General features: G+C 53.0%; 21 protein-coding genes, 1 rRNA gene and 1 pseudogene (1 of these 23 running past the window's edge). 17 read left to right on the top strand and 6 right to left on the bottom strand.

Going from position 1 to position 24,121, the window contains the following annotated elements; all coding sequences use genetic code 11:
* Positions 1–110: 110 nt before the first annotated feature.
* The 14 genes from FME97_RS02605 (at position 111) to FME97_RS02545 (ending at position 15,738) form a co-directional block, all read left to right on the top strand.
* Positions 111–1,433 carry a nucleotide sugar dehydrogenase gene (locus FME97_RS02605; RefSeq protein ID WP_141427732.1) on the top strand — a complete coding sequence of 441 codons (1,323 nt, stop codon included), beginning with the start codon at positions 111–113 and terminating at the stop codon, positions 1,431–1,433.
* A 3-nt stretch (positions 1,434–1,436) separates the two neighbouring features.
* Positions 1,437–2,498, top strand: a complete 1,062-nt coding sequence (locus FME97_RS02600; RefSeq protein WP_141427731.1) for an NAD-dependent epimerase/dehydratase family protein — start codon at positions 1,437–1,439, stop codon at positions 2,496–2,498.
* A gap of 46 nt (positions 2,499–2,544) precedes the next feature.
* Positions 2,545–4,068 carry an oligosaccharide flippase family protein gene (locus FME97_RS02595; RefSeq protein WP_141427730.1) on the top strand — a complete coding sequence of 508 codons (1,524 nt, stop codon included), beginning with the start codon at positions 2,545–2,547 and terminating at the stop codon, positions 4,066–4,068.
* Positions 4,065–5,300, top strand: a complete 1,236-nt coding sequence (locus FME97_RS02590; RefSeq protein WP_141427729.1) for a Coenzyme F420 hydrogenase/dehydrogenase, beta subunit C-terminal domain — start codon at positions 4,065–4,067, stop codon at positions 5,298–5,300. Before FME97_RS02595 ends, FME97_RS02590 begins: the two co-directional genes overlap by 4 nt.
* Positions 5,297–6,427: a polysaccharide pyruvyl transferase family protein gene (locus tag FME97_RS02585; protein ID WP_141427728.1), complete on the top strand. Its 1,131-nt coding sequence runs from the start codon at positions 5,297–5,299 to the stop codon at positions 6,425–6,427. The genes FME97_RS02590 and FME97_RS02585 overlap by 4 nt, the downstream gene beginning before the upstream one ends.
* 2 nt (positions 6,428–6,429) lie before the next feature.
* The gene (locus tag FME97_RS02580) at positions 6,430–7,659 is read left to right on the top strand and encodes a hypothetical protein (protein ID WP_141427727.1); all 1,230 of its coding nucleotides are present in this window, start codon (positions 6,430–6,432) and stop codon (positions 7,657–7,659) included.
* A 3-nt stretch (positions 7,660–7,662) separates the two neighbouring features.
* The gene (locus FME97_RS12385; protein WP_162502046.1) at positions 7,663–8,817 is read left to right on the top strand and encodes an ATP-grasp domain-containing protein; all 1,155 of its coding nucleotides are present in this window, start codon (positions 7,663–7,665) and stop codon (positions 8,815–8,817) included.
* Positions 8,818–8,843: 26 nt separating this feature from the next.
* The gene (locus FME97_RS02575) at positions 8,844–9,629 is read left to right on the top strand and encodes a DUF2334 domain-containing protein (RefSeq protein WP_162502045.1); all 786 of its coding nucleotides are present in this window, start codon (positions 8,844–8,846) and stop codon (positions 9,627–9,629) included.
* The gene (locus FME97_RS02570; RefSeq protein ID WP_141427725.1) at positions 9,626–10,669 is read left to right on the top strand and encodes a glycosyltransferase family 4 protein; all 1,044 of its coding nucleotides are present in this window, start codon (positions 9,626–9,628) and stop codon (positions 10,667–10,669) included. Before FME97_RS02575 ends, FME97_RS02570 begins: the two co-directional genes overlap by 4 nt.
* Before the next feature lie 67 nt (positions 10,670–10,736).
* On the top strand, positions 10,737–11,855 hold the full coding sequence (locus tag FME97_RS02565; protein ID WP_141427724.1) for a hypothetical protein: 1,119 nt from the start codon (positions 10,737–10,739) through the stop codon (positions 11,853–11,855).
* A gap of 6 nt (positions 11,856–11,861) precedes the next feature.
* Positions 11,862–12,983 carry a UDP-galactopyranose mutase gene (gene glf, locus FME97_RS02560; RefSeq protein WP_141427723.1) on the top strand — a complete coding sequence of 374 codons (1,122 nt, stop codon included), beginning with the start codon at positions 11,862–11,864 and terminating at the stop codon, positions 12,981–12,983.
* A gap of 28 nt (positions 12,984–13,011) precedes the next feature.
* Positions 13,012–13,473, top strand: coding sequence for an acyltransferase (locus FME97_RS02555; protein WP_141427722.1), 462 nt, complete (start codon positions 13,012–13,014; stop codon positions 13,471–13,473).
* 6 nt (positions 13,474–13,479) lie between these two features.
* On the top strand, positions 13,480–14,550 hold the full coding sequence (locus FME97_RS02550) for a glycosyltransferase (RefSeq protein WP_141427721.1): 1,071 nt from the start codon (positions 13,480–13,482) through the stop codon (positions 14,548–14,550).
* Positions 14,551–14,625: 75 nt separating this feature from the next.
* Positions 14,626–15,738 carry a glycosyltransferase family 4 protein gene (locus tag FME97_RS02545; protein ID WP_141427720.1) on the top strand — a complete coding sequence of 371 codons (1,113 nt, stop codon included), beginning with the start codon at positions 14,626–14,628 and terminating at the stop codon, positions 15,736–15,738.
* Positions 15,739–16,019: 281 nt separating this feature from the next.
* Here FME97_RS02545 and FME97_RS12680 read toward each other — a convergent pair.
* Positions 16,020–16,368, bottom strand: a pseudogene (locus FME97_RS12680) (ATP-binding protein); the annotation flags it as partial.
* 313 nt (positions 16,369–16,681) lie between these two features.
* Positions 16,682–17,404: an MBL fold metallo-hydrolase gene (locus FME97_RS02535; RefSeq protein WP_141427719.1), complete on the bottom strand. Its 723-nt coding sequence runs from the start codon at positions 17,402–17,404 to the stop codon at positions 16,682–16,684.
* Positions 17,405–17,642: 238 nt separating this feature from the next.
* Here FME97_RS02535 and FME97_RS02530 point away from each other — a divergent pair, with 238 nt between their 5' ends.
* Complete coding sequence (locus FME97_RS02530) at positions 17,643–18,677, top strand: hypothetical protein (RefSeq protein WP_141427718.1); 1,035 nt, start codon at positions 17,643–17,645, stop codon at positions 18,675–18,677.
* Positions 18,678–18,738: 61 nt separating this feature from the next.
* Here FME97_RS02530 and FME97_RS02525 read toward each other — a convergent pair whose 3' ends face one another.
* The 3 genes from FME97_RS02525 to rpmI all read right to left on the bottom strand — a co-directional run bounded on the left by FME97_RS02525 (position 18,739) and on the right by rpmI (position 20,890).
* On the bottom strand, positions 18,739–19,968 hold the full coding sequence (locus FME97_RS02525; RefSeq protein ID WP_141427717.1) for an MFS transporter: 1,230 nt from the start codon (positions 19,966–19,968) through the stop codon (positions 18,739–18,741).
* A gap of 168 nt (positions 19,969–20,136) precedes the next feature.
* Positions 20,137–20,481, bottom strand: coding sequence for a 50S ribosomal protein L20 (gene rplT, locus FME97_RS02520; protein WP_141427716.1), 345 nt, complete (start codon positions 20,479–20,481; stop codon positions 20,137–20,139).
* Between the two features lie 214 nt (positions 20,482–20,695).
* A complete protein-coding gene (rpmI, locus tag FME97_RS02515; protein ID WP_141427715.1) occupies positions 20,696–20,890 on the bottom strand; it encodes a 50S ribosomal protein L35 in 195 nt (64 codons plus the stop codon).
* 189 nt (positions 20,891–21,079) lie between these two features.
* On the opposite strand from rpmI, the gene FME97_RS02510 reads away from it, so the two are divergent.
* Entirely contained in the window at positions 21,080–21,751 is a 672-nt protein-coding gene (locus FME97_RS02510) for an MgtC/SapB family protein (protein ID WP_141429921.1), read from the top strand.
* Between the two features lie 13 nt (positions 21,752–21,764).
* Here FME97_RS02510 and FME97_RS02505 read toward each other — a convergent pair whose 3' ends face one another.
* Positions 21,765–22,394: a YiiX/YebB-like N1pC/P60 family cysteine hydrolase gene (locus FME97_RS02505; protein ID WP_262710144.1), complete on the bottom strand. Its 630-nt coding sequence runs from the start codon at positions 22,392–22,394 to the stop codon at positions 21,765–21,767.
* 589 nt (positions 22,395–22,983) lie between these two features.
* Here FME97_RS02505 and FME97_RS02500 point away from each other — a divergent pair.
* Positions 22,984–24,121: ribosomal RNA gene (locus FME97_RS02500) — 16S ribosomal RNA — on the top strand (it continues 388 nt past the right edge of the window).

Raw genomic sequence — 24,121 nt, 5'->3', positions numbered from 1 at the left:
ATGCGATACGGGTTGTTACAGAAACGTATGATGCGCTTTGTTTGAGCGTTGGTGTGGCTTATTGGACTGAATAATAACGTATAATGTAACATTAACAGGATATTATCCCAATGAAGATTGCAGTAGCAGGGACGGGATACGTTGGTCTGAGTATCGCGACGTTGCTGGCGCAGCACCACAATGTCATGGCCGTAGATGTCGTCCCCGAAAAGATCGAAAAAATCAACCGCCGACTCTCACCCGTTCAGGATGAATACATTGAAAAATACCTCGGTGGTCACGATGCCGACGGCAAGCCCTTGAAGTTGAATCTTATGGCGACGTTGGATGGTGCTGCGGCCTACGTTGATGCCGATTTCGTGGTGATTGCCGCCCCTACCAACTACGATCCACAGAAGAACTACTTCGATACCTCGCATGTCGAGGAGGTTATTGATTTGGTGCTGTCGGTCAACCCCGATGCCGTGATGATTATCAAGTCAACAATTCCCGTGGGTTACTGCTGCTCGCTATACGTGAGATATGCACAGCGGGGTGTCAAGCGTCTGAATCTGCTCTTCTTCCCCGAGTTTCTGCGCGAGAGCAAAGCATTGTACGATAATCTCTACCCGTCACGTATTATCGCCGGCATACCAAAGTTGCTGAACGGAGAGCAGCGCTCCGAGGAGAATGCGGCCATCGCTCAGCTCGCCGACCTCGACAAGCTCGAAGCTGCGGCACGAACATTTGCTGTCATGCTGCAGACGTGCGCACTCAAGAGCAATATTCCTGTGCTGGTAATGGGACTGAAGGAGGCAGAGGCGGTAAAACTCTTTGCCAATACATATTTGGCTCTGCGCGTAAGCTATTTCAACGAACTTGACACCTATGCTGAGATGAAAGGTCTCGATACCCGCGAGATTATCGCGGGCGTATGCCTCGACCCGCGTATAGGCACACACTACAACAATCCATCATTCGGATATGGAGGCTACTGTTTGCCTAAAGACACGAAACAGTTGCTTGCTAACTATGCCGATGTGCCGGAAAACCTTATTGAGGCAATAGTTGAGTCAAACCGCACCCGCAAGGATTTTATCGCCGATCAGGTGTTGGCTAAGGCGGGCTATTACACGGCATCGAGTGGCTGGGACAGCCATGTAGAGCGTGAGGTCGTGGTGGGTGTCTATCGCCTAACGATGAAGTCGAACTCGGATAATTTCCGCCAAAGTGCGATTCAAGGTATCATGAAACGCATAAAGGCAAAGGGCGCGACAGTCATAATCTACGAACCCACTTTGGAGGATGGCACTACATTCTTCGGTTCACGTGTGGTAAATGACCTTGCGGAGTTTAAGTGCCTCTCGCGGGCGATTATCGCCAACCGCTATGATCCCTCACTCGACGATGTTGTCGAGAAAGTATATACACGCGATATTTTTCAAAGAGACTAAACCATGCTGAACTATAATATAGACTTTGCGAATAAGGTCGTCATTGTGTCGGGTGCTGCCGGCTTTATCGGCGCGAATCTGGCCAAACGTCTGTTACGCGACTATCCCGAACTCCGAGTTGTGGGTATCGACAACATTACGGACTACTACGACGTGCAGCTCAAATATGAGCGGGTGGAGAAGCTTACGGCATACGGAGACCGTTTTGTATTCGTAAAGGATAGTATTGCCAACAAGGCGGCGGTCGAGGATATATTCTCGCGCTATGCGCCTCAAGTGGTGGTGAATCTTGCGGCACAAGCGGGTGTGCGTTACTCCATAACCAATCCCGATGCCTATATCGAGAGCAATGTGATAGGTTTTTATAATATTTTGGAGTGCTGCCGCCGCTACGGGGTTGAACACTTGGTCTACGCTTCGTCGTCGAGCGTCTATGGCAGCAATAAGAAAGTGCCGTACAGCACCGACGACAAGGTAGACAACCCTGTAAGCCTCTATGCCGCGACCAAGAAGAGCAACGAGCTGATGGCGCACGCTTACAGCAAACTATACGATATTCCGTCGACGGGACTTCGCTTTTTCACGGTCTACGGGCCTTGCGGACGTCCCGATATGGCTTACTTCAGGTTTACGGACAAACTCGTAAAGGGAGAGACGATCGAAATATTCAACTATGGCAATTGCCAGCGTGACTTCACTTATATCGACGATATAGTCGAAGGAGTTGTACGGGTTATGCAGCACGCTCCCGAGCGTCGCAAGGGTGAGGACGGATTACCCGTTCCGCCGTATGCGGTGTATAACATCGGCAACAACGCGCCGGAGAACTTGTTGGACTTCGTGACGATCCTGCAGGAGGAGTTGGTGCGTGTCGGCGTATTGCCCGAGGATTACGACTTCGAGGCGCATAAACGCCTTGTGGCGATGCAGCCGGGAGATGTTCCGGTGACCTACGCTGACACGACTCCGTTGGAACGCGATTTCGGCTTCCGCCCCGCCACGCCGCTGCGTAACGGTCTCAGAGCCTTTGCGGAGTGGTATGTGCGCATGTACTGCCGTCGATAGCTTGTCGGGACAGCGTTGGAGTTTGTATATAACGAAAAAGTAACGGATGAACCAACTGAAGGCGGGGGCGGCATTGAATTATGCGATTATCCTGCTCAATACGATAGTGGGGCTGCTCTATACCCCCTACATGCTTCGCATGATGGGCAAGAGCGAATACGGGCTGTATTCACTCGTGGCCTCGGTCATATCGTATCTGACCATCTTGGACTTGGGGTTGGGTAATGCAGTCGTGAGATATACGGCAAAATTCCGAGCCGAAGGCAAACAGAGAGAACAATACGAGATGTTCGGTATGTTTTTCGTCCTGTATGTGATTATCGGTGCGGTAGCTTTGCTTCTGGGGTCGGCGCTCTATTTCAATGTCGATGCGATGTTCGGTGCGACGATGACCGTCGAGGAGCTTTATAAGGCACGTATCATGATTCTGCTGCTGGTCTTTAATCTTGCCTTTACCTTTCCGATGAGCATCTTCGGGTCGATCATCACGGCCTATGAACATTTCGTTTTTCCCCGCGCCGTAAGCATCATACGCATACTTCTCAATACTGGCGTTATGATCTGTCTGCTGTATATGGGGTACCGGGCCGTTGCAATGGTCGTTGTTCAGACGGTGTTCAATGTCGCGACGCTTTTGCTCAACTATATATACTGCAAAAGATATCTTAAGATAAGGATTTTCTTCCGCCGTTTCCGATGGGGCTTTCTGCAGGAGGTTGCAATCTACTCGTTTTGGATCTTCCTCAATGTCATCATGGATAAGGTTTATTGGAGTACGGGTCAATTCGTGTTGGGGGCCGTGGTCGGAACGGCAGCCGTAGCGGTCTTTGCCGTGGCCATACAACTGCAAGTCATGTATATGCAGTTCTCTACCGCTATCTCGCAACTTTTTCTGCCCAAAATTACGGGTATGGTGGCGACGAACGACGATAACCGGTCGATCTCCGATCTGTTTATCCGTACGGGCAGAATACAGTATATTGTAATGGCACTTGTATTGTCGGGGTTTATCGTTTTCGGGCGACAATTCATTGTTCTGTGGGCAGGCGTAGGCTATGAGGACGCATATATCATCTGTTTGTTGTTCTTTTTCTCGCTGTTGATTCCAATGATTCAGAATCTTGGCATCACGATATTGCAGGCGCGCAATCAGATGAAGTTCCGCAGTCTGCTGTATATCTTCATCGCCATGACGGCATTGGCTCTTCAAATCGTGTTGGCGCGGAGATACGGGGGTGTCGGTTGCGCGATAGCGGTTTCGGGAGCTCTGCTTCTGGGGCAGGGGTTGATAATGAATATCTACTACTCGAAGAGACAGGGTATCGACATAGGCAGATTTTGGAAGGAAATCTTTAGGATGTCGGTGATTCCTATTGCGGTCACAACGACATTTCTCTTCGCCGATCGAATGACTGAAATAGATAGTTGGCGCGAACTTGCTGTCGGTATTGTGCTGTTTTGCGTGATATATATCCCGCTGTTTTGGGTTTTCAGCATGAATAAGTATGAGCGAGAGTTGTTGATGATCCCAATGAGAAGAATATTGTTGCGACACGATAATCAGCGATGATAACGATACAAGAAAAAAAGGATTGCTGCGGATGCAGTTCCTGTGCACAAATATGCCCCCGGCAGTGTATAACAATGTCATCGGACGACGAGGGGTTCAAATATCCGCATGTCGATGCGGCGCGATGTATAGATTGCGGGCTCTGCGAAAAGGTGTGCCCGGTGATAAATCAGGCGTCGCCGCAGAAACCGCAGGCGGTGTACGCCGCAAAAAATAAGGATGAGAACGTTCGCATGAAAAGCTCGTCGGGCGGCATCTTTACGCTTTTGGCCGAGAGCGTCATTCAGGCAGGCGGCGTTGTTTTCGGTGCGCGGTTCGACAGCGAATGGAATGTCGTACACGACTACACGGAAAGCGTTGAAGGACTTGAAGCCTTTCGCGGCAGCAAATATGTTCAGAGTGATATAGGCAACAACTTCAAAAAAGCGGAAGCGTTTCTGCATGTCGGTCGTAAGGTGCTGTTTTCGGGTACGCCGTGTCAGATTGCAGGGCTGAAGAAGTTTTTGCGCAGGGATTATGACGCTCTGCTGACTGTCGAGGTCGTCTGTCATGGTGTTCCCAGCCCGATGGTGTGGCGGGATTATCTTGAATATAAGCGCGCGAAGCGCGCCGCTGGAAAAAATTCGGTTTCATCATCTCTAAACGAGTTGCCCGTGATAACGGGTATCTCGTTTAGAGATAAATCAAATGGCTGGAAAAAATACGGTTTCAAAATCTGCTATGCCGCCTCTAAGGCGGCCGAAAATACGGTTTCAAAATCTGCTGATACACCTAATTACGAAATTACGCCCTTCAACGAGGATGTCTTTATGCGTGGGTTCCTGAAAGATCTTTATCTGCGTCCGTCGTGCTACCATTGCGCGGCGAAAGAGGGCAGGAGCGGCGCAGATATTTCTATTGCCGACTATTGGGGTGTGGGGCATTTCCATCCTGCCATCACCGACGATCGAGGGGTGGGCCTGATACTGCTGAATAGTGAAATGGGCGTTCGCTGCTGCGAAATGATTCGTCCGCAGATGCAGAGTGAACGGTCGGAGTATAAAAATGCCTTGTCGGCCAACCGTGCTATCATTGCCAGTGTCTGCGAACCCAAATATCGCCGGCTTTTTTGGCAGGAGTACAGGCTGCGGAACATCGAGGCTATAGGCCGTGTATGCTCGAAAATAAAAGCACCGCTGTGGATTCGCTGCAAAATGAAACTGGCGGCAATTGTCAATAGAACTGGAAGATGAATATAGGTATCGTAACATTCTGGAGCAGCGAGGATAACTACGGGGAAGTACTGCAAGCCGTAGCCTTGTACAAATATTTGGAAAGCCGAGGCCATCGGTGTTTTATAGTCAAATATTCCGAGGAGCGCAACTCCAGTTTCGTGTCGCGGCTGTTCACTCTCATCGGATTGATGGGTAATCCCGCGAAGCTGGTGGCGCGCATCCGCCGCTCCTGCCGGCAGCCCGACCCGTTGCTCAATAGGCGGTCCGACCCTAGTCATGCACAGCAGACGCGCCGTTTCTCGGAGTTCCGCGACCGTTGGCTGCGATTCTCCAAAGAGTATTCGCACTCCGAGTTGAAGCACGATCCGCCGGCAGCCGAGGCCTTTGTCTGTGGCAGCGATCAGATATGGGGAGGACTGGATACGGTCATGTACTTGTCGTTCGTCCCCGCATGCTGCAAAAAGATCGCTTTCGCACCCTCTTTTGGCGGACTGAATCCCAACTTCTATGTGCGCTGCAAAATCAGGAAATATATCGAATCATTTGATTTCGTGTCGTGTCGTGAGAATAGCGGCGTAGAGTTGTGTCGGGCATTGGGGCGTGACGATGCCTGTCTCTTTCCCGATCCTACGATGATGCATAGAGCCGATTTCTACGACGCCGTCGTTTCACAAGCGCCTGTTGCGCCGAAATGCGGCGGCAAACCCTATATTTTTGCCTATCTGTTGGGCAATCGGATGGATTTCGATGTGCAGGAGGTGTACGTATTCGCCCGCAGGAAAGGTCTGAATGTGGTGCTCGTGACAGGCCAAAACGGGGCTTTCGCTGATATGGAGAGCTGCCCTGCGACAGTCGAGGAGTGGCTTGACGGCATTGCGAATGCTGAATATGTGGTTACAAATTCGTTCCACGGAACAATGTTCTCGCTGATATACCACCGTAAATTTCTGACGCTGCCTCTGGTCGGAATACACTCGCGCATGAATGTGCGTATCACCGAGTTGCTGGACAAAAGCGGATTGTCGGAGCGGATCTATCGGGATAGTTTCGACATCATCGAGGATGATATCGATTTTTCCACCTTCGATCGCATGCAGTCGGAGTGTATCGGTCGGGTGAACGACGCATTGAAAGATATTTTATGAGTATGAATGACTACTCGGTGGCGCGGCCTACCAGTGAAGAGAAGGGTATCGCTTTGGCATTTACATTGATAGCGATAACCTCCACGCTGGCGATAAACCATGCCGATAGTACGATCCCCGAGCGGGAGTATGTGTGGATGGCTCACTCGCTGATGGCTATGTCGCTGCTGTTTCTGTTGTTCAAGATCGTAATAAAATATTCGGTGATATATGCCAAATGGCTCTTCGCGATATTCCTATTTTGGTATTTTGTGACAGCATTCTACGTCTATCGTTCGCCCGATATAAGTCTGAATCTGTCTACCATATCGGCCTTGCTGATATTCTGCTGTTTCAACCGGCGCATATGGATCTTCTCCTACCGTTTATACTACAAGTATATGGTTCTGATGTCGGCAGTGGGTATTCTTGCCTTCCTGTCGCTGTATCTGCCGGTGATAGATCTGCCGCGGGTGGTATGCCCTTATTATGGCGATCGGCTCAGCGATAGCTATCTCTATTACGACTACTATTTCTCCTATATCGTGGTCATGGGACCATTTGCGCGTTTGTGCGGTTTGTTCAACGAGCCGGGATATTTCGGTACTTTCTTGGCGCTGATCCTCGCTGCCGAGAATTTCAACATGAAACGCTTGGGCAACAAAATTTTGATGACGGCCGGAGTATTCACATTTTCGGTGGCTTTTTTTGTTACGTTGCTACTCTTTTTCGTGTTGAGACTGGTGGTGACGGGCAACTTCAAGATCATCATCGGTGGTATCCTGCTGCTTGTTATGGTCGCGATACTCGGCGCGGAAAATGAGAATGTCGCGCATCTGATGGAGCGTTTTACCTTCATCGACGGCAAATTGGCAGCCATCAACCGAACGGGTTCGAGTTTCGACTACTTTTTCGATCGTTTTATCAGAACGCCGCGATTGTTTTTGGGATATGGCCGCGGATACTTGGAATCTCATCAAGAGATAGGCAATCTATCGTATAAAACTTATTTGGTGGAGTATGGATTGGTGGCGTGTCTGATCTTTTGGGGCGGGCTGTTCTACAACGCCGTAAAATACTCCGAACGCAACAGGGTGGCCGTGATATTCGCCGTTCTTTTCATGATAAACATATACCAGCGTCCCGGCATATTCGTGTTCGGATATATGCTTCTGCTCTTCGGCGGGGTGTGTCACATCGTGGCGAACAGCCAATCTAAGCCGGCGGCATTGCCAGACGATGGAAATTTATAGATTATGAAACCGCGTGATATTGTCGTTGTGGGAGGCAACCACCATAATACGCTGGGTGTAGTCCGAGCCTTAGGGCAGCGGGGGCTTGGTGACAGCATCAAACTTATAGTTGTGAGTGAAACGCCGGATTTCGTCTCGGTGTCGAGATATGTGAGACGTGCGAATTGCCGTACGCTGCACAGCGAGGAGGGGATAGTCGCTGCGCTGGATGATATGTGCCGAGGAGAGGGGAAGGCTGTGGTGATATGCTGCGGCGACAGCGTGTCGAGCTATATAGATCTGCATTATGATTTGCTGAGCCCGAGATTCGTCATGGCGAATGCGCGCGGATGTCAGGGTGAGATCACCCGTCTGATGAACAAGGAGGTGCAGATGCAATATGCCGAGCGGCTGGGCATGGATCTTCCCGAAAGTCTCACGCTTTCCGCAGCGGATATCCATACTCTGCAATGGGATATATTTCCTTGCATCGTCAAGCCGCTCGACAGCCTTGCCGGCAACAAGGCGGATATTCATATATGCGCGAGCCGCGACGAGCTGATGCAAAGCCTCGCTGCCTCGGCTTGCAGCCGTTTCCTGATTCAGAGATATATCGATCGCGATTTCGAGTTCCAACTGATAGGCTGTTCGCTGGATGGCGGTGCGCGGGTGGTGATCCCGGGCTTTACGAGGCTTGTACGGCAGCCGTATAATACCAATACCGGCTATCTCAGATATTCCCACATTTCACAGCTCGATTTCGATTGTACGATTGCCGAACGCTATCTCCGCGAGATAGGCTACTCAGGACTCTTCAGCATGGAGTTTCTTCGAGGCAGGGATGGCCGCAGCTATTTTCTGGAGATAAACATGCGAAATGACGGTAACGCATATTGCGTGACAACCTACGGGGTCAATCTTCCATATTTGTGGTATAACCATTGTGTGGGCGCGGAGTCTGCAGTTCCTCAGATCGATCCCCGGCATTATGTGATGTTTATGCCCGAGCTTGTCGATGTCAGGAACATAAGACGTGTGGGGATATGTCGTTGGATCGCCGAGTGCCTTGCCGCCGACTGCCATGCGAGTTTCTGTCTGCGCGATCCGCTGCCGTTTTTCCACCAGCTTTATGGCATGATTGCCGCAAAGGTGAAGCGTTCGCTCACCAAGCATGGATGATTCGCACCATACTACATTATAATATCATGAAACGAATAGTTGTCCGCATAGATGATTTATGTCCGACAATGGATTACGCTCAATTCCGTGTGGCGGTGGAACAGATGGATCGATACGACATTAAACCGTTGCTGGGAGTCATTCCCGACTGCCAAGATCCCGACTTGCGGATAAGCAGCGGCCGTAGCGACTTTTGGGAGTTCGTCAGGGAGCTTCAAAATAGGGGATATACCATTGCCATGCACGGATACAGGCATCTGTTTGATAGCCATGTGCGCGGCATGGCGGTGCAGCGTTGCGACTCCGAGTTCGCGGGGCGCACATATGACGAGCAGTTGGAGATGATACGTCGAGGACGCGAGATTCTCGAATCGCATGGTATATATACTAATATATTCTTTGCTCCGGGACACTCCTACGACGAAAATACGTTGAGGGTGTTGGCTGCGTGCGGTTTCAAATATATGAGCGATGGACTGAGCGCCAAGCCTTACCGACTGCACGGCATCATCTGTGTGCCGGTATGCTCGGCCCGCATGTCGCGTATATTCTTCAATGCGGGGCGAACCGAGGTGTTCCACCCCCACGAATGGACGCGCGGGGATAAGAGATATTGTTTCGACCGCTTCACGGATCTGATTGAGAGGCATCATGACGATATTCTCACATGGGATGAGTTTGTGAATGTGCGCATGGGCAGCCGCTGTGTGCAACGCACGATCGAGAGACTGCATCTCTTTTTCAACAGGTATGTGAAGCCGCAGGTGTCACGCATGGTTTCGCAAAAGAGAGTAAATGGTTCCTCAAGATGAGGATATTGCATTGCATAGGAAGTTTTGTCAATGGCGGTATCGAGACGTTGCTGACCAATGTCGTCAATAGACAGGTGACCGATGGGCACGAGGTTGCTGTCATGATCGTCACCGAAAAGTGGTCGCAGCAGATGATAGATGCGCTCGATGGCCGTGTGACGGTGTTTTACGTCGACAAGCCTGTAGGCTCGCGAAATCCGTGGTATTGGGTTAGGATTATCCGATATTACAAATCGTTCCACGCTGATATCCTGCACCTCCACGGTCCGGGAAGCGAGCGGCTATTCGTGCCCAAAAACCGAGGTGAGCGGCGTATACTGACGCTCCATAACGAGGTAAATATCGGCTCGTTTTCATCGACAGTGGACAGATATATAGCCATCTCGCAGTGCGTGTTCGAAGCTTTCAAGCAGAAGACGGGCCACGATAATTGTGTCGTCTGCTATAACGGTGTGGACATCGACGCCTTCAAGCGCAAAACCATCTATAAACCCAATCCCCACCGGATAGTAGCTGTGGGGCGCATATTGTTCGAGGTCAAGGCGCAGGATCTGATCGTGGAGGCATTCGGCAAGCTGCCGCCGCAGATACGCCGTGATATTCATCTGGATATTTGGGGTGACGGGGTGGATCTGCAACGACTGCACGTACTGGTGCAGGAGTTGGGTGTCGGCGACTGTGTGACCGTTGCGGGTAATGTCACGAACGCTTATGTGCGAGACCACCTCTGCGACTACGATCTGCTTCTCTGCGCATCGCATCACGAAGGGCTTGGCATTACGGCTATCGAAGGCATGGCTGCTGGCGTGCCTCTGCTGCTGAGCGATGCCTCGGGCTATCTTGAGGTGACGGACAATGGTGTGCATGGTACGCATTTCCGCCATTCGGATGCCGATGCCATAAGGGATGAGGTAGTGCATGCCTGCTGCAATTATGCGTCTTTATGCGATAAGGCCATCGGGGCGGCGGAGTATGCACGGCGCCGCTTTTCGATAGAGCGCCACGTGCAGCATTTGGCCGAGATATATGCGCGAAGTTGATATCTGCACGCATGGGTTGTAGTAGCAGACTGTTGTTTCCGAAAACAGAAAAACAGGATAAATATCTATGAGATCAATCACGGTGTTTTATGATCAGAGCCATTATATATACCGATGGCTGAAACCTCTGTTCGTCTCAAAAAAGGAGTTCGCTAAGCTGGGCTACAGGATTGGCTACTCCGCTATGACCGACTATCTGCCGATCTTTGGCGGACGCGTGCGTGAGCGTATGGAGCGTCGGGCGTTGCGGCGAGCCTGTAAAGGTTCTTACGATATAGTTTTCATGGCATTCCATCACTCGACCTCCTTCTTGGGACAGGCCGATACAGCCGAGCGCACGGCTATCGTTCGTGAGATTCGCAGGCATTGCAATCGACTCGTGTGGCTGGATACGGCCGATAGTACGGGCACGTGCCTGTTCGATGTTCTTCCCTATGTCGATCTTTATTTTAAGAAACAGTTGCTGAAAAACACCCTCGACTACACGAGAGAGGTCTACGGCGCACGCATCTTCTGTGAGTACTATCATGAGCTGTTGAACATTGATGACGAAATGATAACAACCCGTCGCTATCCTGCCGCCGACAGCGGCGAATTACATAAGTTGCGTGTGGCGTGGAATGTGGGCATCGGTGATCTGTATGCCGATCCGTACAGGTTGCTGCTGCGGCCATTCGGTGTCACCAAACCGAAAATCGTCAGCCCCGATACCCCCAGAACTCTTGATGTGCAGTATCGTGGCAGCGGATATTCTCCCATTGCCGGCTATCCCCGCCGCCGGAGCAGCGAGTTGCTTGCGCAGATGACCGATATATCTCACCCTGACGTTGCGCGTAAGATTCCCAAAAGCGAATATATCCGCGAAGGCTGCAACTCGAAATCCATATTGTCACCATTCGGCTGGGGTGAGATTTGCGGTCGCGATTTCGAGGCTGTCGTCTACGGCGCGGCAATGATCAAACACTCGATGGAGCATTGCGTTACCTATCCCGACATATACAGGCCGTGGGAGACATACGTGCCTCTGAAGTGGGACTTTTCGGATTTCAAGGACGTTGTCGGCGCTGCGGCGTCGGAGCGATATCGCGAGATTGCTGCGAATGCCCAAAAACAATATATGAAATGTTTCACGGCCGAGGGGCGAAAGGCCTTTGCCGAACATGTCGTCGGCGAGTTAAACAGATAGATGACTATGGCTAAATATGACTATTTGATTGTCGGCTCGGGACTTTTTGGTGCGACAATAGCATATCGCGCTGTCGCGCAGGGAAAAAGGTGCTTGGTTATAGAGAGGCGGCCGCATACGGGCGGAAACATCTACTGTGAATCCGTCGAGGGCATCAATGTTCACAAATATGGGGCGCACATATTTCATACCTCGAATCGCGAAGTGTGGAATTTCGTCAACTCTATTGTGGAGTTCAACCGTTATACCAACTCGCCGGTGGCCAACTACAAAGGGCGCCTATATAATCTGCCCTTTAATATGAACACATTCTATCAGATGTGGGGGACAAAAAGTCCTGCCGAAGCTCGTACCAAGCTGGCGGAGCAGCGTGCTGAGGCCGTCGCTGCACTCGGAGGTCGAGAGCCGGCGAATCTTGAGGAGCAGGCTCTGATCCTTGTGGGGCGGGATATATATACCGCCCTGATAAAAGAATATACCGAAAAGCAATGGGGGCGGGAATGTTCGCAGTTGCCGGCTTTTATCATCCGTCGTCTTCCGCTGAGGTTCGCCTACGACAACAACTATTTCAATGATACTTATCAGGGAATACCTTGTGGCGGATACAACAAACTTATCGAGGGGTTGCTGCGGGGATGTGATATCGAGACCAATTGCGATTTTTTTGAGTCGAGGTATGCTGCGTGGCGCGAATACGCCGATAAGTTGGTCTATACGGGGGCGATAGATCGCTTCTTTGACTACTGCTTTGGGCGACTCGAATACCGAACGGTGCGTTTCGAGACAGAGATGCTTGATATGTCTAATTATCAGGGCAATGCGGTCGTTAACTACACCGACGGCAATGTACCTTATACGCGGATTATCGAGCATAAACATTTCGAGATGTTCGGAGACGATATTGACAAAGTGCCCAAAACCGTTATTAGCCGCGAATATTCCGTGGAGTATGCCGAGGGTATGGAGCCATACTATCCGATAAACGACAATAGGAATAATGCCCTCGCCAACAGCTATCGCGAGGTGGCATGTCGCGAGCATAATGTCATCTTTGGAGGCCGGTTGGCCGAGTATCGCTATTACGATATGGCCCCGTTGATCGAGAGGGCGTTGAAAATCGAATTATGAATCGCCTGATATTGCGAATAACCCGAATATGAACTCCGTGAACCGATTCAAAGCCATATCTTTCAATAGATTGAGATACATGTTCTTCATGTGGCTGGCCAATGTCCTGCCTCTGCGGGGACACCAGAGATACCTATTTGTAAGGTGGGGGGGGGTAGCCGTTAAAGGCCCATGCTGGATCTATCGAAACGTCTATTTTGACAGCGTAGCACCCCATCTTATCACTATCGAGAAGAATGTCACGATAACACAGAACACGACAATACTGACTCACTACCTTGATCCCGGACACAAGGGGCGGTATTACCGTTTGGGCGAGGTACACATAGAGGAGGATGCCTTTATTGGTTGCAATGTGACCATTTGCAGTGCCGTAACCATAGGCTGCGGAGCTATCGTGGGAGCTGGTAGCGTGGTGACGAAGGATATTCCGCCCTATCAGTGCTGGGCAGGCAATCCGGCGCGCTTTATAAAGGAGCGTGCCCGTTAAAATAAAATGAAAAGAATAGCGATTCTGATTCCCTCATTGAAAACCGGCGGTGCCGAAAAGCAGGCTGCGATACTGGCGGATCTGCTGGGCAGACATTATCATGTAGATATCTATTTGCTGTATGGTCTCGATCAGGCGTCGCCGCAAAATATGGAACTACTGTCGAGATCGACTGTGCACGTAACCTCACTGCGCGGGAGTATCGTTTCGAAGATATTCCAGTTGCGTGCAGCGTTGAGGCGCAGCCGTACCGAAGTGCTGTTGAACTATCTTACCAGTTGCGATGTCATAGGTGCCGTCGCCGGTCGCATGGCGGGGGTTGAACGCATATATGGAGGCATACGTAATGCGCGCATCGGATGGCTGAAGATGGTGGCGGATCGGGCAGCCCACAATCTGCTGGCCTCGGGATCAATATATAACTGCTATTCCGGCGCTGAGTATTTTGCATCGAAAGGGTACAGAGCCGACAAGAACATAGTCATCCCCAACTGCTTCATGGATATCTCCGAACCTATAGTGCGCGCAGAGCGGGCGGTGAAGCATATCGTGACGGTCGGACGCTTCGTGCCGCAGAAGGACTACCGCACGATAGTGCGGACTATAGCCTGCCTGAAACGGCTGCGCGGCGATTTCGTAATGGATATCATAGGCTATGGCACTGAGGAGCGCAATATCCGTGAATGGATAGGAAAGTATGGAGTGGACGAATGCGTGAATATCCATATATGTCCCGACAACGTGCAGACCTTGGTGCGCGATGCCGACATATATTTGTCAGCGAGTTTGTTCGAGGGTACGAGCAACAGCATCATGGAGGCGCTGAACTGGAGTTTGCCGGTCGTGGCTACCGATGTAGGCGACAATGGCCGTTTGGTGATAAACGGATGCAACGGTATATTGCACTCTGTCGGCGATGCCGAGGGCATGGCGCGCTCTGTGGCTCTGCTGCTGGAGAGCGTTGAGTTGCGCAACAGATATGGAACTGCGGGTCACCGCCATTTGCGGGACAATTACTCGACAGAGATATTCGAATCGAAATATATAAATCTTATTGATGAAGGGAAGCTCGTTTGACACTCGTTGTCAAACGTTTTTTTGTTGCTGTGTGTGAGTGGCTTCCCTTTGGAAAAGTGTCCTGAAATTAAACAGATGAAGGTTGTTTTTGTTGGCGGACAAAGTGTCCCGGGGATCGGCGGCGTGGAGTCCTATATTTTTAATATCGCCAAGGCTCTGAATGCGTCGGGACACGAGGCGGTAATCGTGTGCAGCGATCGCACGAGCTTCGAGACGACGGTCGAGGGTGTAGAGATAGTGCATATAAAATGCCCGAAGTCGAATATGACGGCATTGCCGCTGCTTTTCATGAAGTCGCTGCGCTATATCTTCAAGAATCGCTGTGTTATTGATGTGGTAAATTTCCAATCTATATTTTTCGCGTTTCTGCCCGGATGGATTGCGGCGCTGTGCGGTTGCCACGTATGCTACACAATCCACAGCCTTGCCGAGGACAACCCCAAACACGGGTGGCCGGTGAGAGCGATCATGCGGTTGGCAGCCTTCGTGTCGATATGGTGCTGTGGGAGAAATATCCTCACAGTCAGTTGCTCGAAGGCTCGCGAGGTGAAGTCTCGGTATGGCAGGAACTGTTCGGTAATCCCCTGTGGTGTCGATATTCCCGTTTTGTCTGCAAACAGCGATATATTGAGGCGATTCAACCTCGCTGCGGGTGGCTACTACCTGACTATCGGTCGCATCGATCCCGTGAAGAATATAGACGTACTGATTGAGGCTTTCCGCCGGTGCGGGAAGCGGGAATATAAACTGGTTATCGCCGGAGATTATGCCAATAGCTATGGTAGCTCTCTGCTTGAGTTGGCGGGCGGCAGTGAAGATATCCTCTTTATTGGCAGTGTTATGGGCGAAGACAAGGATTGCCTGTTGAGAAACTGTTTCGCTAATTGTTTGGTCTCCTCGTCCGAGGGAATGCCTATATCGCTGCTGGAGGGCATGGCCTGCGGAAAACCCTCTATCGTCACGGATATTCCCGCTATTCACGAGGTTTTGCGTGAGGAGTGGGGCTGCTGGTGCAGTGTAGGCGATACGGAGTCTTTGGCTGCACAGATGGAGTATGTCGAGCGTAACCGTAGCGTTGTGACTGCGGCGTGCGCCTCTCACATGGCCGCCTATATCGCCGAGAATCATACGTGGGACAAAATAGCTACAAAATATTTGAATTATCTATACTCTTTGGGTATAAAATGACGAAGCTCTTTTTTGAATTGTTGCAGTAACACTCGGACATGAAAATACCCTTTTTCTCGATCCTTCTGACGATGAGTTGTGCGAGTTTGATGTGTTGTCCGGAAAGCAGGTGCAGACTCTGTGACCTTTGGGTTGTCGAAAAACTTTTTGATGGCCGGTGTCCGCTGCATTCGCTGCTGTAACAATGTGGGGTATCGGCGCTGAACTGGAAACTCCACAATGGCGTGACTCCGTACGTTCAATGTGGTTGGCCCTTTTGGAAAAATAATCTATTCCCCGTGTTAGTCCTGGCCGAAGAGGTATTTGAATTTTGGCTTATTGGGATCGTTTGTTCTTCCCGGCCTTGATTTTCCGGACACGTTCACCACCCGGTTTACTATGCGGTTGAGTATCGCATCGGCTGCAGTAGGATCTTCAATGGCGTCATACCAGTTGAAGACTGGGACCTGCGAAGTGATGATGATGGGTTTTTGCCATGTCTGTCTTCAATGATGTCCAGTAGGATAGGGCGTTCTTTGGCATCAGGCGGTACGGGGAAAAGATAGACCAAGATGAGGTGCGGGTATCGTCCGATTTTTTGAGTTCCGTTCCGATTGCGCCTTTTGCCTTCGCTACTTTCAGGAATCTCAGGGGACAATGGTAAAATGGTTGAAAGGATTAATCATATTTGGCGCACGGAGCGTGGATTTTCTACTATGGGTCAAACCCGAAGATACCGGAGAATTGTTAAGAGGATTGCAATGCTGTATGGATCATCACCGGGAGCTCATAGACCGGTGTTCCCGGGAAAACTACCGGATCGTTCTGGAGAATTACACATGGGACGCCGTTGCCGGGAAATATTTGGAATATCTGAAATCTATTGGGGTGAAATGACGGGAATCGTAAATCCGGACCGGATGCACATTGAAAGCGTGCGTCCGGTCCGTTTGTAGGCGGCTGCCTATTCCATCGGCCGTATGCGGACTTCGGTGATGCCGTCCAGTTCGCGCACGAGGCGGTCGATGTCGGTCCGCTCCTCGACCTGGCCGTAGTGGTAGGGGTAGAAGATCGCGGGTTGCAGAGCCTTGACCGCCTCGACGGCCTGCTCCACGGTCATCGTATAGGGTTGATTGACCGGCAGGAAGGCGATGTCGATGTCGCGCAGCGCCCTGAGTTCGGGAGTCGGCTCCGTGTCGCCGGCGATGTAGATGCGCGTGCCGCCGATCGTCAGCACGTAGCCGCAGTCCTCCCGGTCGCGGGGATGGAACTGACGGCGGTCGGGGGTGGTGTTATAGGCCGCCACGGCCTCGACCTTCAGCCAGTCGCACGGGGTGGCGACGCTGCCCGGACGCATCGTGTGGCAGTTCATTTCGAACATTTCGGCCGAGGTCCGGTCGCAGAGGATTTCGGTATCGGGCGTCAGCAGCTCCTCGGCTGCGGCGCGGTCCAGGTGATCGTAGTGCGAGTGCGTGATGAGCAGCACGTCGGCTTTCGGGAGCGACGCGTAGGCGGCATGGCCGCTCACCGGATCGACGTAGAGGTATTTTTCCCCGACGGAGACCGCCAGCGAGGCGTGGCTGAAAAAACGGATGGTGAATTGCGTTCCGTCACGTGCCGTGAGCGTGTCGGACGGGTATTCGGGGGCCTTCGCGCGGCCGCCGCCGAAGAGTGAAAGTATCGACATGGCGTTTTCGGTTTTGTGCGTTCGGTGAAAAACGCGGAATCTTCGGACTAAGATAGGGAAAAAATACGAATTATGCTTATCTTTGAAGCGAAATGCCGTGAAAACGGCGGTGTGCCGCGGAGGTCCGGTACGGTGACGGAGGCGCGGTGCGGCGGACGGGGAAATATTTTTTCCGGCGGCGTGCAGTAAAATGCGGCGGACGGCGTTTATAAAAGTGAATTTAACCTTATTGAGAAAAATGAATAAATTTTTAGCTATCGCGGCGCTCTCGGCGCTGGCTTTTACGGGCTGTATGGATGATGACAACGGGAAGTGGAAGGAGCAGCAGCAGGTGATGCCGGGCATGAGCATTTATAATTCGACGATGATGCAGCAGAACATCTCGATGCAGATGGCCGGTGCGGGTCTGCGGCTGGCGTCGCTGCTGGCGGAGGCAGAAAAGCAGAATCCCGGCAAGCCGCTGGCGGAGATCGAGCTGGACAAGATCAAGGTCAAACTCGACAAATCCGAATACACGCTGCAAATCCTGCTCTTCGGCCCCGGAACGAAAATTACGAAGTCGGGACCGGAGGGATGGCTGATCTCCTATGCCGAGGGAACCCAGCAGGCCGACGGCTATATTCTGGAGGGGTCGCTGAAGGTGAATACCGGCAATGCGGAGCAGTTGGCCGGTACTTCCTATCCGGATAACATGTGGTCGGTGGAGATGCAGCCGGATTTCGTAATCAAGGCGATTTCGAGGAATGCGGTAGGCAACAACGAACAGACGACGATTCAGATGAAGGACGGTAAGACGTCGCTTTTCCGCGATCCGAGCGGCACGGCCGCTTATGTCGTCACGTTGGAGAACATCCGGGCCAACTTCGAGACGACCTCCTCCGGCAAAGAGTACGTTTCGGCATGGAACGGACGGCTGACGCTGACACCCGAGGAGGACGAGAGCGTGGCTTTCTCGGATATCTGGGACGACGACCTCAAGGCCGACGGTGCGGCGCAGGGCCTTTCGATCTATGCCAACAGCACCGAGACCGCTCCGATGGGGCTGAGCTACAAGGTGCAGGGCGGAGTTTACAACTTCTTCTCGCGAGTGGCTTCGAACAGCGTGGGGGTCTATACCCAGATCGTGGAGGGATCGCAGATTTGCGAGTTCATGCAGGTCGGCGATTACGATCCGACGCTGTTCCCCTCCCCGAAGGTGGAGTGCAAATGGACGTACGAAGGCGGAAGGCTGAGTTATACGGTGTTCTACAACGGATTCTCCTATACGATCTGACGGACTACTGTCGGGAAATAGCAACACGGCGGCTTCTTGTGTGGAGGCCGCCGTTTTCGTATTACGGTATGTGCCGGGTTTCCGGCCGTCCGCCGTCGAGCCGCATGACGGAGGGGATGCAGAATGCAACGATGCCCAGCAGGCAGATGATCGCGCCCGAGAGGAGAAAGGTCGTCGTCAGTCCGACCTGACCGGCCAGGAATCCCGTGCCGAGCAGGCCGAGGGCCGAAGGCAGCAGACCGAAGCTGCGGTAGAGCGAGAGTACCCGCCCCAGCGCGCCGGGTTCGATGCGGGTTTGGACGACGGAGATGAACGAGGCGTTGAAGACGCTGCTCGAGACGCCGGCTGCGGTCGTGAAGACGGCGAACCAGACGAATCCCGAGGCGGGCAGCAGTCCCGAGAGCAGGAACGAAAGCCCTACGACCAGGTACATGAGATTGACCAGCACGATGCGGCTCACGTCGTAGGTCCGGGCGCCCATGAGGGCCCCGCCGACGAGCGCTCCGCCGCCCCAGACGATCTCGATGAGGCTCATTTCGAAGGCTCCGCCGCCGAAGTGCTGCAACGTCATGAGCGGGAAGAGCACGCCGACGGGCATGATGAAGAACCATACGGCGACCGAAAGGGCGAAGAACCAGCCCATGCCCGGCGTGGCGTGCATGGCGGCGAATCCTTCGCGGAACTCGCGCAGCAGGGCGGGTTTTCGTTCCGGGTCGCGGGCGGGGCGGGGAATCCGCACGAAGAGCAGCGAGATGCAGGCCGCCGCAGCGCCCGCGACGTCGAGCAGGAGGATGTCGCCGATCGGGGCGACGGTGAGCAGCAGGGCGCCGAGAGCCGGTCCGGCGATGTCCGAGAGCGAGGAGATCACCTGATTGACCCCGGCGATGCGCGTGAGCTGGGAGGCGGGGGCCAGCAGCGGGACGGAGGCCTGCATGGCGGGGGTGTGGAATGCCGATCCGACCGAGCGGCAGGCCAGCAGGATGTAGATATGCCACATTTGCGCGATGCCTAACCGGAACAGCAGGGCGAGGAGCAGCGTGCAGAGAGCGATGAACGAATCGGCGAGGATCATCGTGCGGCGGCGGTCCCAGCGATCGACATAGACGCCGACGACGGGGCCGAGCAGCGATTGGGGCAGGATCCCCGCGATCGCCGCGAGGGCCAGCACCTCGGCCGAGCCGGTTTCGAGGCTCATCCAGAAGATCACCGCATAGCCGACCACGGCGCTCGAGAGGATCGAGACCATCTGGCCGCTCCAGATGACGGCGAATGTTTTTTTCCAGTTTTCCATAGTCGCTCGGTTCGTGCGTCGGCGCCGCATGGCGGTCGGATATCGTGCGGCGGGGCGGAGCGTTTCCCGCCTCCTCCGGAAGTCCCGGGACCGGGGACACCTTCCGCAAATTTACAAAAAAGGCGGACACCGGAGTGTCCGCCTGCCGAATCCTTTCGTAAAAAGGATTTATTTAACTGCCTTAACTATTGCCTCGAATGCCTTCGGCTCGTTCATGGCCAGGTCGGCCAGAACCTTGCGGTTCAGGGCGATGCCTTTGGCGTTGAGCTTGCCGATGAATTGCGAATAGGTCATTCCCTGCGCGCGGACTGCGGCGTTGATACGCGTGATCCACAGCGAACGGAAGGTCCTCTTCTTGAGCTGGCGGTGCGCATATGCGAACTGCAAACCCTTTTCGACCGTATTTTTCGCAACGGTCCAAACGTTTCCCCTTGAACCAAAGTTACCCTTGGCAAGTTTCAAAACTTTCTTTCTGCGTGCGCGCGAAGCGACTGCATTGACTGAACGTGGCATAACGTAAAAGTTTTTGAAGAGCTGTCAGCGACGCGGTTCTCCCGCGTTCTTCGGGGCTGATTCGCTCCGGTTTCGGGTCCGGCCTGTTTCGTTTCTTTACGGGGACGCTCTCCTGCGACGGTAGCCGGGCCCTTGCCGGCGCTGGCGCGCCGTGCGCCGCATTCGATCGTCCTTCGTCCTCGCCCTTGCGGGCAGGGGCGGCTCCTGCGCGGATTTACTTCACGAGCAGGTTCTTGATTTTGGCCTCGTCGGCCACAGAAACGATCCCCGAATAGCAGAGGTTGCGCTTCTGTTTCGTCGTCTTTTTGGTCAGGATGTGACTGTGATAAGCGTGCTTGCGCTTGATCTTTCCTGTGCCGGTGAAGGTAAAACGCTTCTTCGCAGCGGCATTGGTTTTCATTTTCGGCATTGTCGTAAACAGTTAATTAGTTAAACGTAGCCTGCAAAAGTACGAAAAATTTCGCATCGTACAACCTTTCCGCCCGAAAAACTTCGGGAATGCGGAGTTTTCGCTATATTTGCCATAGACTGCCGCCGGTCCGGCGTTTCGGACGACAAACGCCGCGGAGCGGCACGGATTTTTCAGCGAAACGGCATGATGGCAACGGAATGGGATTTCATCCTGCGGCTCTGCGTCGCGGGGTTGTGCGGGACGGCGATCGGACTCGACCGGGAGTACCGGGTGAAGGACGCCGGGTTCCGCACGCATTTTCTGGTGGCGCTCGGCAGCGCGTTGATGATGGTCGTGTCGCAGTACGGATTCGAGGGGTTCCTGGCCTCGCACGACGGACTGCGGCTCGATCCCAGCCGGATCGCGGCGCAGGTCGTGAGCGGTATCGGGTTCATCGGCGCCGGGACGATCATCATTCACCGGCAACTGGTGCGGGGACTGACCACGGCGGCGAGTCTCTGGGCCACGGCGGGTATCGGACTCGCCGCCGGAGCGCACATGTATACGGTTGCGGCCGCAGCCACGGTGCTGACCCTCTTCGGGCTGGAAGTGCTGACGCTCGTGTTCGGGGAACTGGGGCGGCGGCGGACGATGATCGTCTTCTCGGCGGCCGACCGGGGAGCGGTCGATGCGATGTTCGCCCGGCTCGAAAGCCGCGATTATTCGGTGATCTCCTACGAGGTGGAGGCGGCGCGTACGCCCGAAGGGGTCGTGCACCGGGCGACGCTGGTGATCCGCGCCAAGGGGACGGCCGCCGAGGATGGGTATATCGACCTGCTGCGGGCGAATCCCGACATCACGGTGGAGCGGATCGTCTGACCGCCTCTCCGTTTCAGAACCAGCGGCCGACCTCGTACAATTGCGGATCGTGCGCCATATCGTTCGGGTTGGTCCCCGGTTCGCCTTCAGGGATCGCTTCCCCGAGCCGTTCGAACAGTTCGGTCCAAAAGGCGGGCATCGAACCGTCCGCCGCCCGGAAATTCATCGGCCGGGCGGGGAAGCGCCGTCGTCCGTCCGGAGTGCGGTAGCTCTCCCAGACCAGCTCGCTGCAATAGAGTTTTCCGTTGTCCGGCCGGAAGGAACAGTCGTAGGGGAGGCCGAGAAACCCGAAGGCCCGGCGGAGCGAGGCCGCCAGCCCTGCCGTATCGCGCAACCGCATGGCGACCGCCGCCGGACGACCGCCGATGCGGGCCGATCCGTCGAGAAACTCCCGCAGCGGCGAGATCCGCACGCCGCCTTCCGGCGCGGCTTCCAGAACAGCGTCCGTGCCGTCGTACCGGACGAAAATCCCCACGTGCGAAAAACCGGGCGCTTCGATCCGCCCCGTTGCGGCGGTGATGGCCCCCGTCATCGCCGAATTCCGTCCCGCCCGGAACAGCAGATCGCCCGGATGCAGTTCCGGTGTCGGAGAAGTACAGGCTGCCGTGCAGAATATTATACCTATGTATATTATAAAACGCATGATACCGATGTCCGGATACGAGGACAAAGATACGGAAATATTCGGAACTAATTCGCTGTATAATAGATAAGTGCATATCCGGGCGCAAAAAAAACAGAAAAAAGTTCCCGGATTATTTGGAAGTTATCCCGAAAAGCCCTTATCTTTGCACCCGCTTCGAGAGAAAAACACCGCTTCGGGGCGAAAGAAAACGGTTCTGAGAAATTTTGAAAAAAGTTCCAAAATCTTTTGGAGATTCGGAAATTTGACTTACCTTTGCACCCGCTTCGAATAAGACAGGACGTCTGAAGCGATGCGAAAAAAGGTTCTGAAAAAATTCTGAAAAATCTTTCGAAAAGATTTGGTGGTTCGAAAAATAACACTTACCTTTGCACCACTTTCCCACCTCGAAAAACGGTGGCGGAACCGAGGGGAAAGCCGAAAGGCCAACCCCAAGAATAAGAAAGAAATTGTTCTTTATAGAAATATAAACGAGCAGCGTTCTTTGAAGTATTTGAGCAGCTATTAGTTTTTTCTACTCTTGCAAAAGAGTTGATTTCAAACAATACCTTTGAGATTAGAGCGAAAGATTTAAAACGAAACATTTTTTACAATGGAGAGTTTGATCCTGGCTCAGGATGAACGCTAGCGGCAGGCTTAACACATGCAAGTCGAGGGGCAGCATTCGGGTAGCAATACCTGAGATGGCGACCGGCGCACGGGTGCGTAACGCGTATGCAACCTACCCATAACAGGGGCATAACACTGAGAAATTGGTACTAATTCCCCATAACATTCGAAGAGGCATCTTTTCGGGTTGAAAACTCCGGTGGTTATGGATGGGCATGCGTTGTATTAGCTGGTTGGTGAGGTAACGGCTCACCAAGGCGACGATACATAGGGGGACTGAGAGGTTAACCCCCCACATTGGTACTGAGACACGGACCAAACTCCTACGGGAGGCAGCAGTGAGGAATATTGGTCAATGGACGCAAGTCTGAACCAGCCATGCCGCGTGCAGGAAGACGGCTCTATGAGTTGTAAACTGCTTTTGTACGAGGGTAAACTCAGATACGTGTATCTGACTGAAAGTATCGTACGAATAAGGATCGGCTAACTCCGTGCCAGCAGCCGCGGTAATACGGAGGATTCAAGCGTTATCCGGATTTATTGGGTTTAAAGGGTGCGTAGGCGGTCTGATAAGTTAGAGGTGAAATCCCGGGGCTTAACTCCGGAATTGCCTCTGATACTGTTGGGCTAGAGAGTAGTTGCGGTAGGCGGAATGTATGGTGTAGCGGTGAAATGCTTAGAGATCATACAGAACACCGATTGCGAAGGCAGCTTACCAAACTATATCTGACGTTGAGGCACGAAAGCGTGGGGAGCAAACAGGATTAGATACCCTGGTAGTCCACGCAGTAAACGATGATAACTCGCTGTCGGCGATACACAGTCGGTGGCTAAGCGAAAGCGATAAGTTATCCACCTGGGGAGTACGTTCGCAAGAATGAAACTCAAAGGAATTGACGGGGGCCCGCACAAGCGGAGGAACATGTGGTTTAATTCGATGATACGCGAGGAACCTTACCCGGGCTTGAAAGTTAGCGACGATTCTGGAAACAGGATTTCCCTTCGGGGCGCGAAACTAGGTGCTGCATGGTTGTCGTCAGCTCGTGCCGTGAGGTGTCGGGTTAAGTCCCATAACGAGCGCAACCCCTACCGTTAGTTGCCATCAGGTCAAGCTGGGC

The organism is Alistipes dispar, assembly GCF_006542685.1.
GTDB lineage: Bacteria > Bacteroidota > Bacteroidia > Bacteroidales > Rikenellaceae > Alistipes > Alistipes dispar.
Note: the sequence above shows the minus strand (reverse complement) of the source record. Positions and strands in the feature narration are given on the sequence as shown.

Excerpts from the sequence above, each read along its gene's own strand:
- FME97_RS02605 (WP_141427732.1), top strand. The coding sequence starts at position 111 with ATGAAGATTGCAGTAGCAGGGACGGGATACGTTGGTCTGAGTATCGCG.
- FME97_RS02600 (WP_141427731.1), top strand. The coding sequence starts at position 1,437 with ATGCTGAACTATAATATAGACTTTGCGAATAAGGTCGTCATTGTGTCG.
- FME97_RS02595 (WP_141427730.1), top strand. The coding sequence starts at position 2,545 with ATGAACCAACTGAAGGCGGGGGCGGCATTGAATTATGCGATTATCCTG.
- FME97_RS02590 (WP_141427729.1), top strand. The coding sequence starts at position 4,065 with ATGATAACGATACAAGAAAAAAAGGATTGCTGCGGATGCAGTTCCTGT.
- FME97_RS02585 (WP_141427728.1), top strand. The coding sequence starts at position 5,297 with ATGAATATAGGTATCGTAACATTCTGGAGCAGCGAGGATAACTACGGG.
- FME97_RS02580 (WP_141427727.1), top strand. The coding sequence starts at position 6,430 with ATGAATGACTACTCGGTGGCGCGGCCTACCAGTGAAGAGAAGGGTATC.
- FME97_RS12385 (WP_162502046.1), top strand. The coding sequence starts at position 7,663 with ATGAAACCGCGTGATATTGTCGTTGTGGGAGGCAACCACCATAATACG.
- FME97_RS02575 (WP_162502045.1), top strand. The coding sequence starts at position 8,844 with ATGAAACGAATAGTTGTCCGCATAGATGATTTATGTCCGACAATGGAT.
- FME97_RS02570 (WP_141427725.1), top strand. The coding sequence starts at position 9,626 with ATGAGGATATTGCATTGCATAGGAAGTTTTGTCAATGGCGGTATCGAG.
- FME97_RS02565 (WP_141427724.1), top strand. The coding sequence starts at position 10,737 with ATGAGATCAATCACGGTGTTTTATGATCAGAGCCATTATATATACCGA.
- glf (WP_141427723.1), top strand. The coding sequence starts at position 11,862 with ATGGCTAAATATGACTATTTGATTGTCGGCTCGGGACTTTTTGGTGCG.
- FME97_RS02555 (WP_141427722.1), top strand. The coding sequence starts at position 13,012 with ATGAACTCCGTGAACCGATTCAAAGCCATATCTTTCAATAGATTGAGA.
- FME97_RS02550 (WP_141427721.1), top strand. The coding sequence starts at position 13,480 with ATGAAAAGAATAGCGATTCTGATTCCCTCATTGAAAACCGGCGGTGCC.
- FME97_RS02545 (WP_141427720.1), top strand. The coding sequence starts at position 14,626 with ATGAAGGTTGTTTTTGTTGGCGGACAAAGTGTCCCGGGGATCGGCGGC.
- FME97_RS02535 (WP_141427719.1), bottom strand. The coding sequence starts at position 17,404 with ATGTCGATACTTTCACTCTTCGGCGGCGGCCGCGCGAAGGCCCCCGAA.
- FME97_RS02530 (WP_141427718.1), top strand. The coding sequence starts at position 17,643 with ATGAATAAATTTTTAGCTATCGCGGCGCTCTCGGCGCTGGCTTTTACG.
- FME97_RS02525 (WP_141427717.1), bottom strand. The coding sequence starts at position 19,968 with ATGGAAAACTGGAAAAAAACATTCGCCGTCATCTGGAGCGGCCAGATG.
- rplT (WP_141427716.1), bottom strand. The coding sequence starts at position 20,481 with ATGCCACGTTCAGTCAATGCAGTCGCTTCGCGCGCACGCAGAAAGAAA.
- rpmI (WP_141427715.1), bottom strand. The coding sequence starts at position 20,890 with ATGCCGAAAATGAAAACCAATGCCGCTGCGAAGAAGCGTTTTACCTTC.
- FME97_RS02510 (WP_141429921.1), top strand. The coding sequence starts at position 21,080 with ATGGCAACGGAATGGGATTTCATCCTGCGGCTCTGCGTCGCGGGGTTG.
- FME97_RS02505 (WP_262710144.1), bottom strand. The coding sequence starts at position 22,394 with ATGCGTTTTATAATATACATAGGTATAATATTCTGCACGGCAGCCTGT.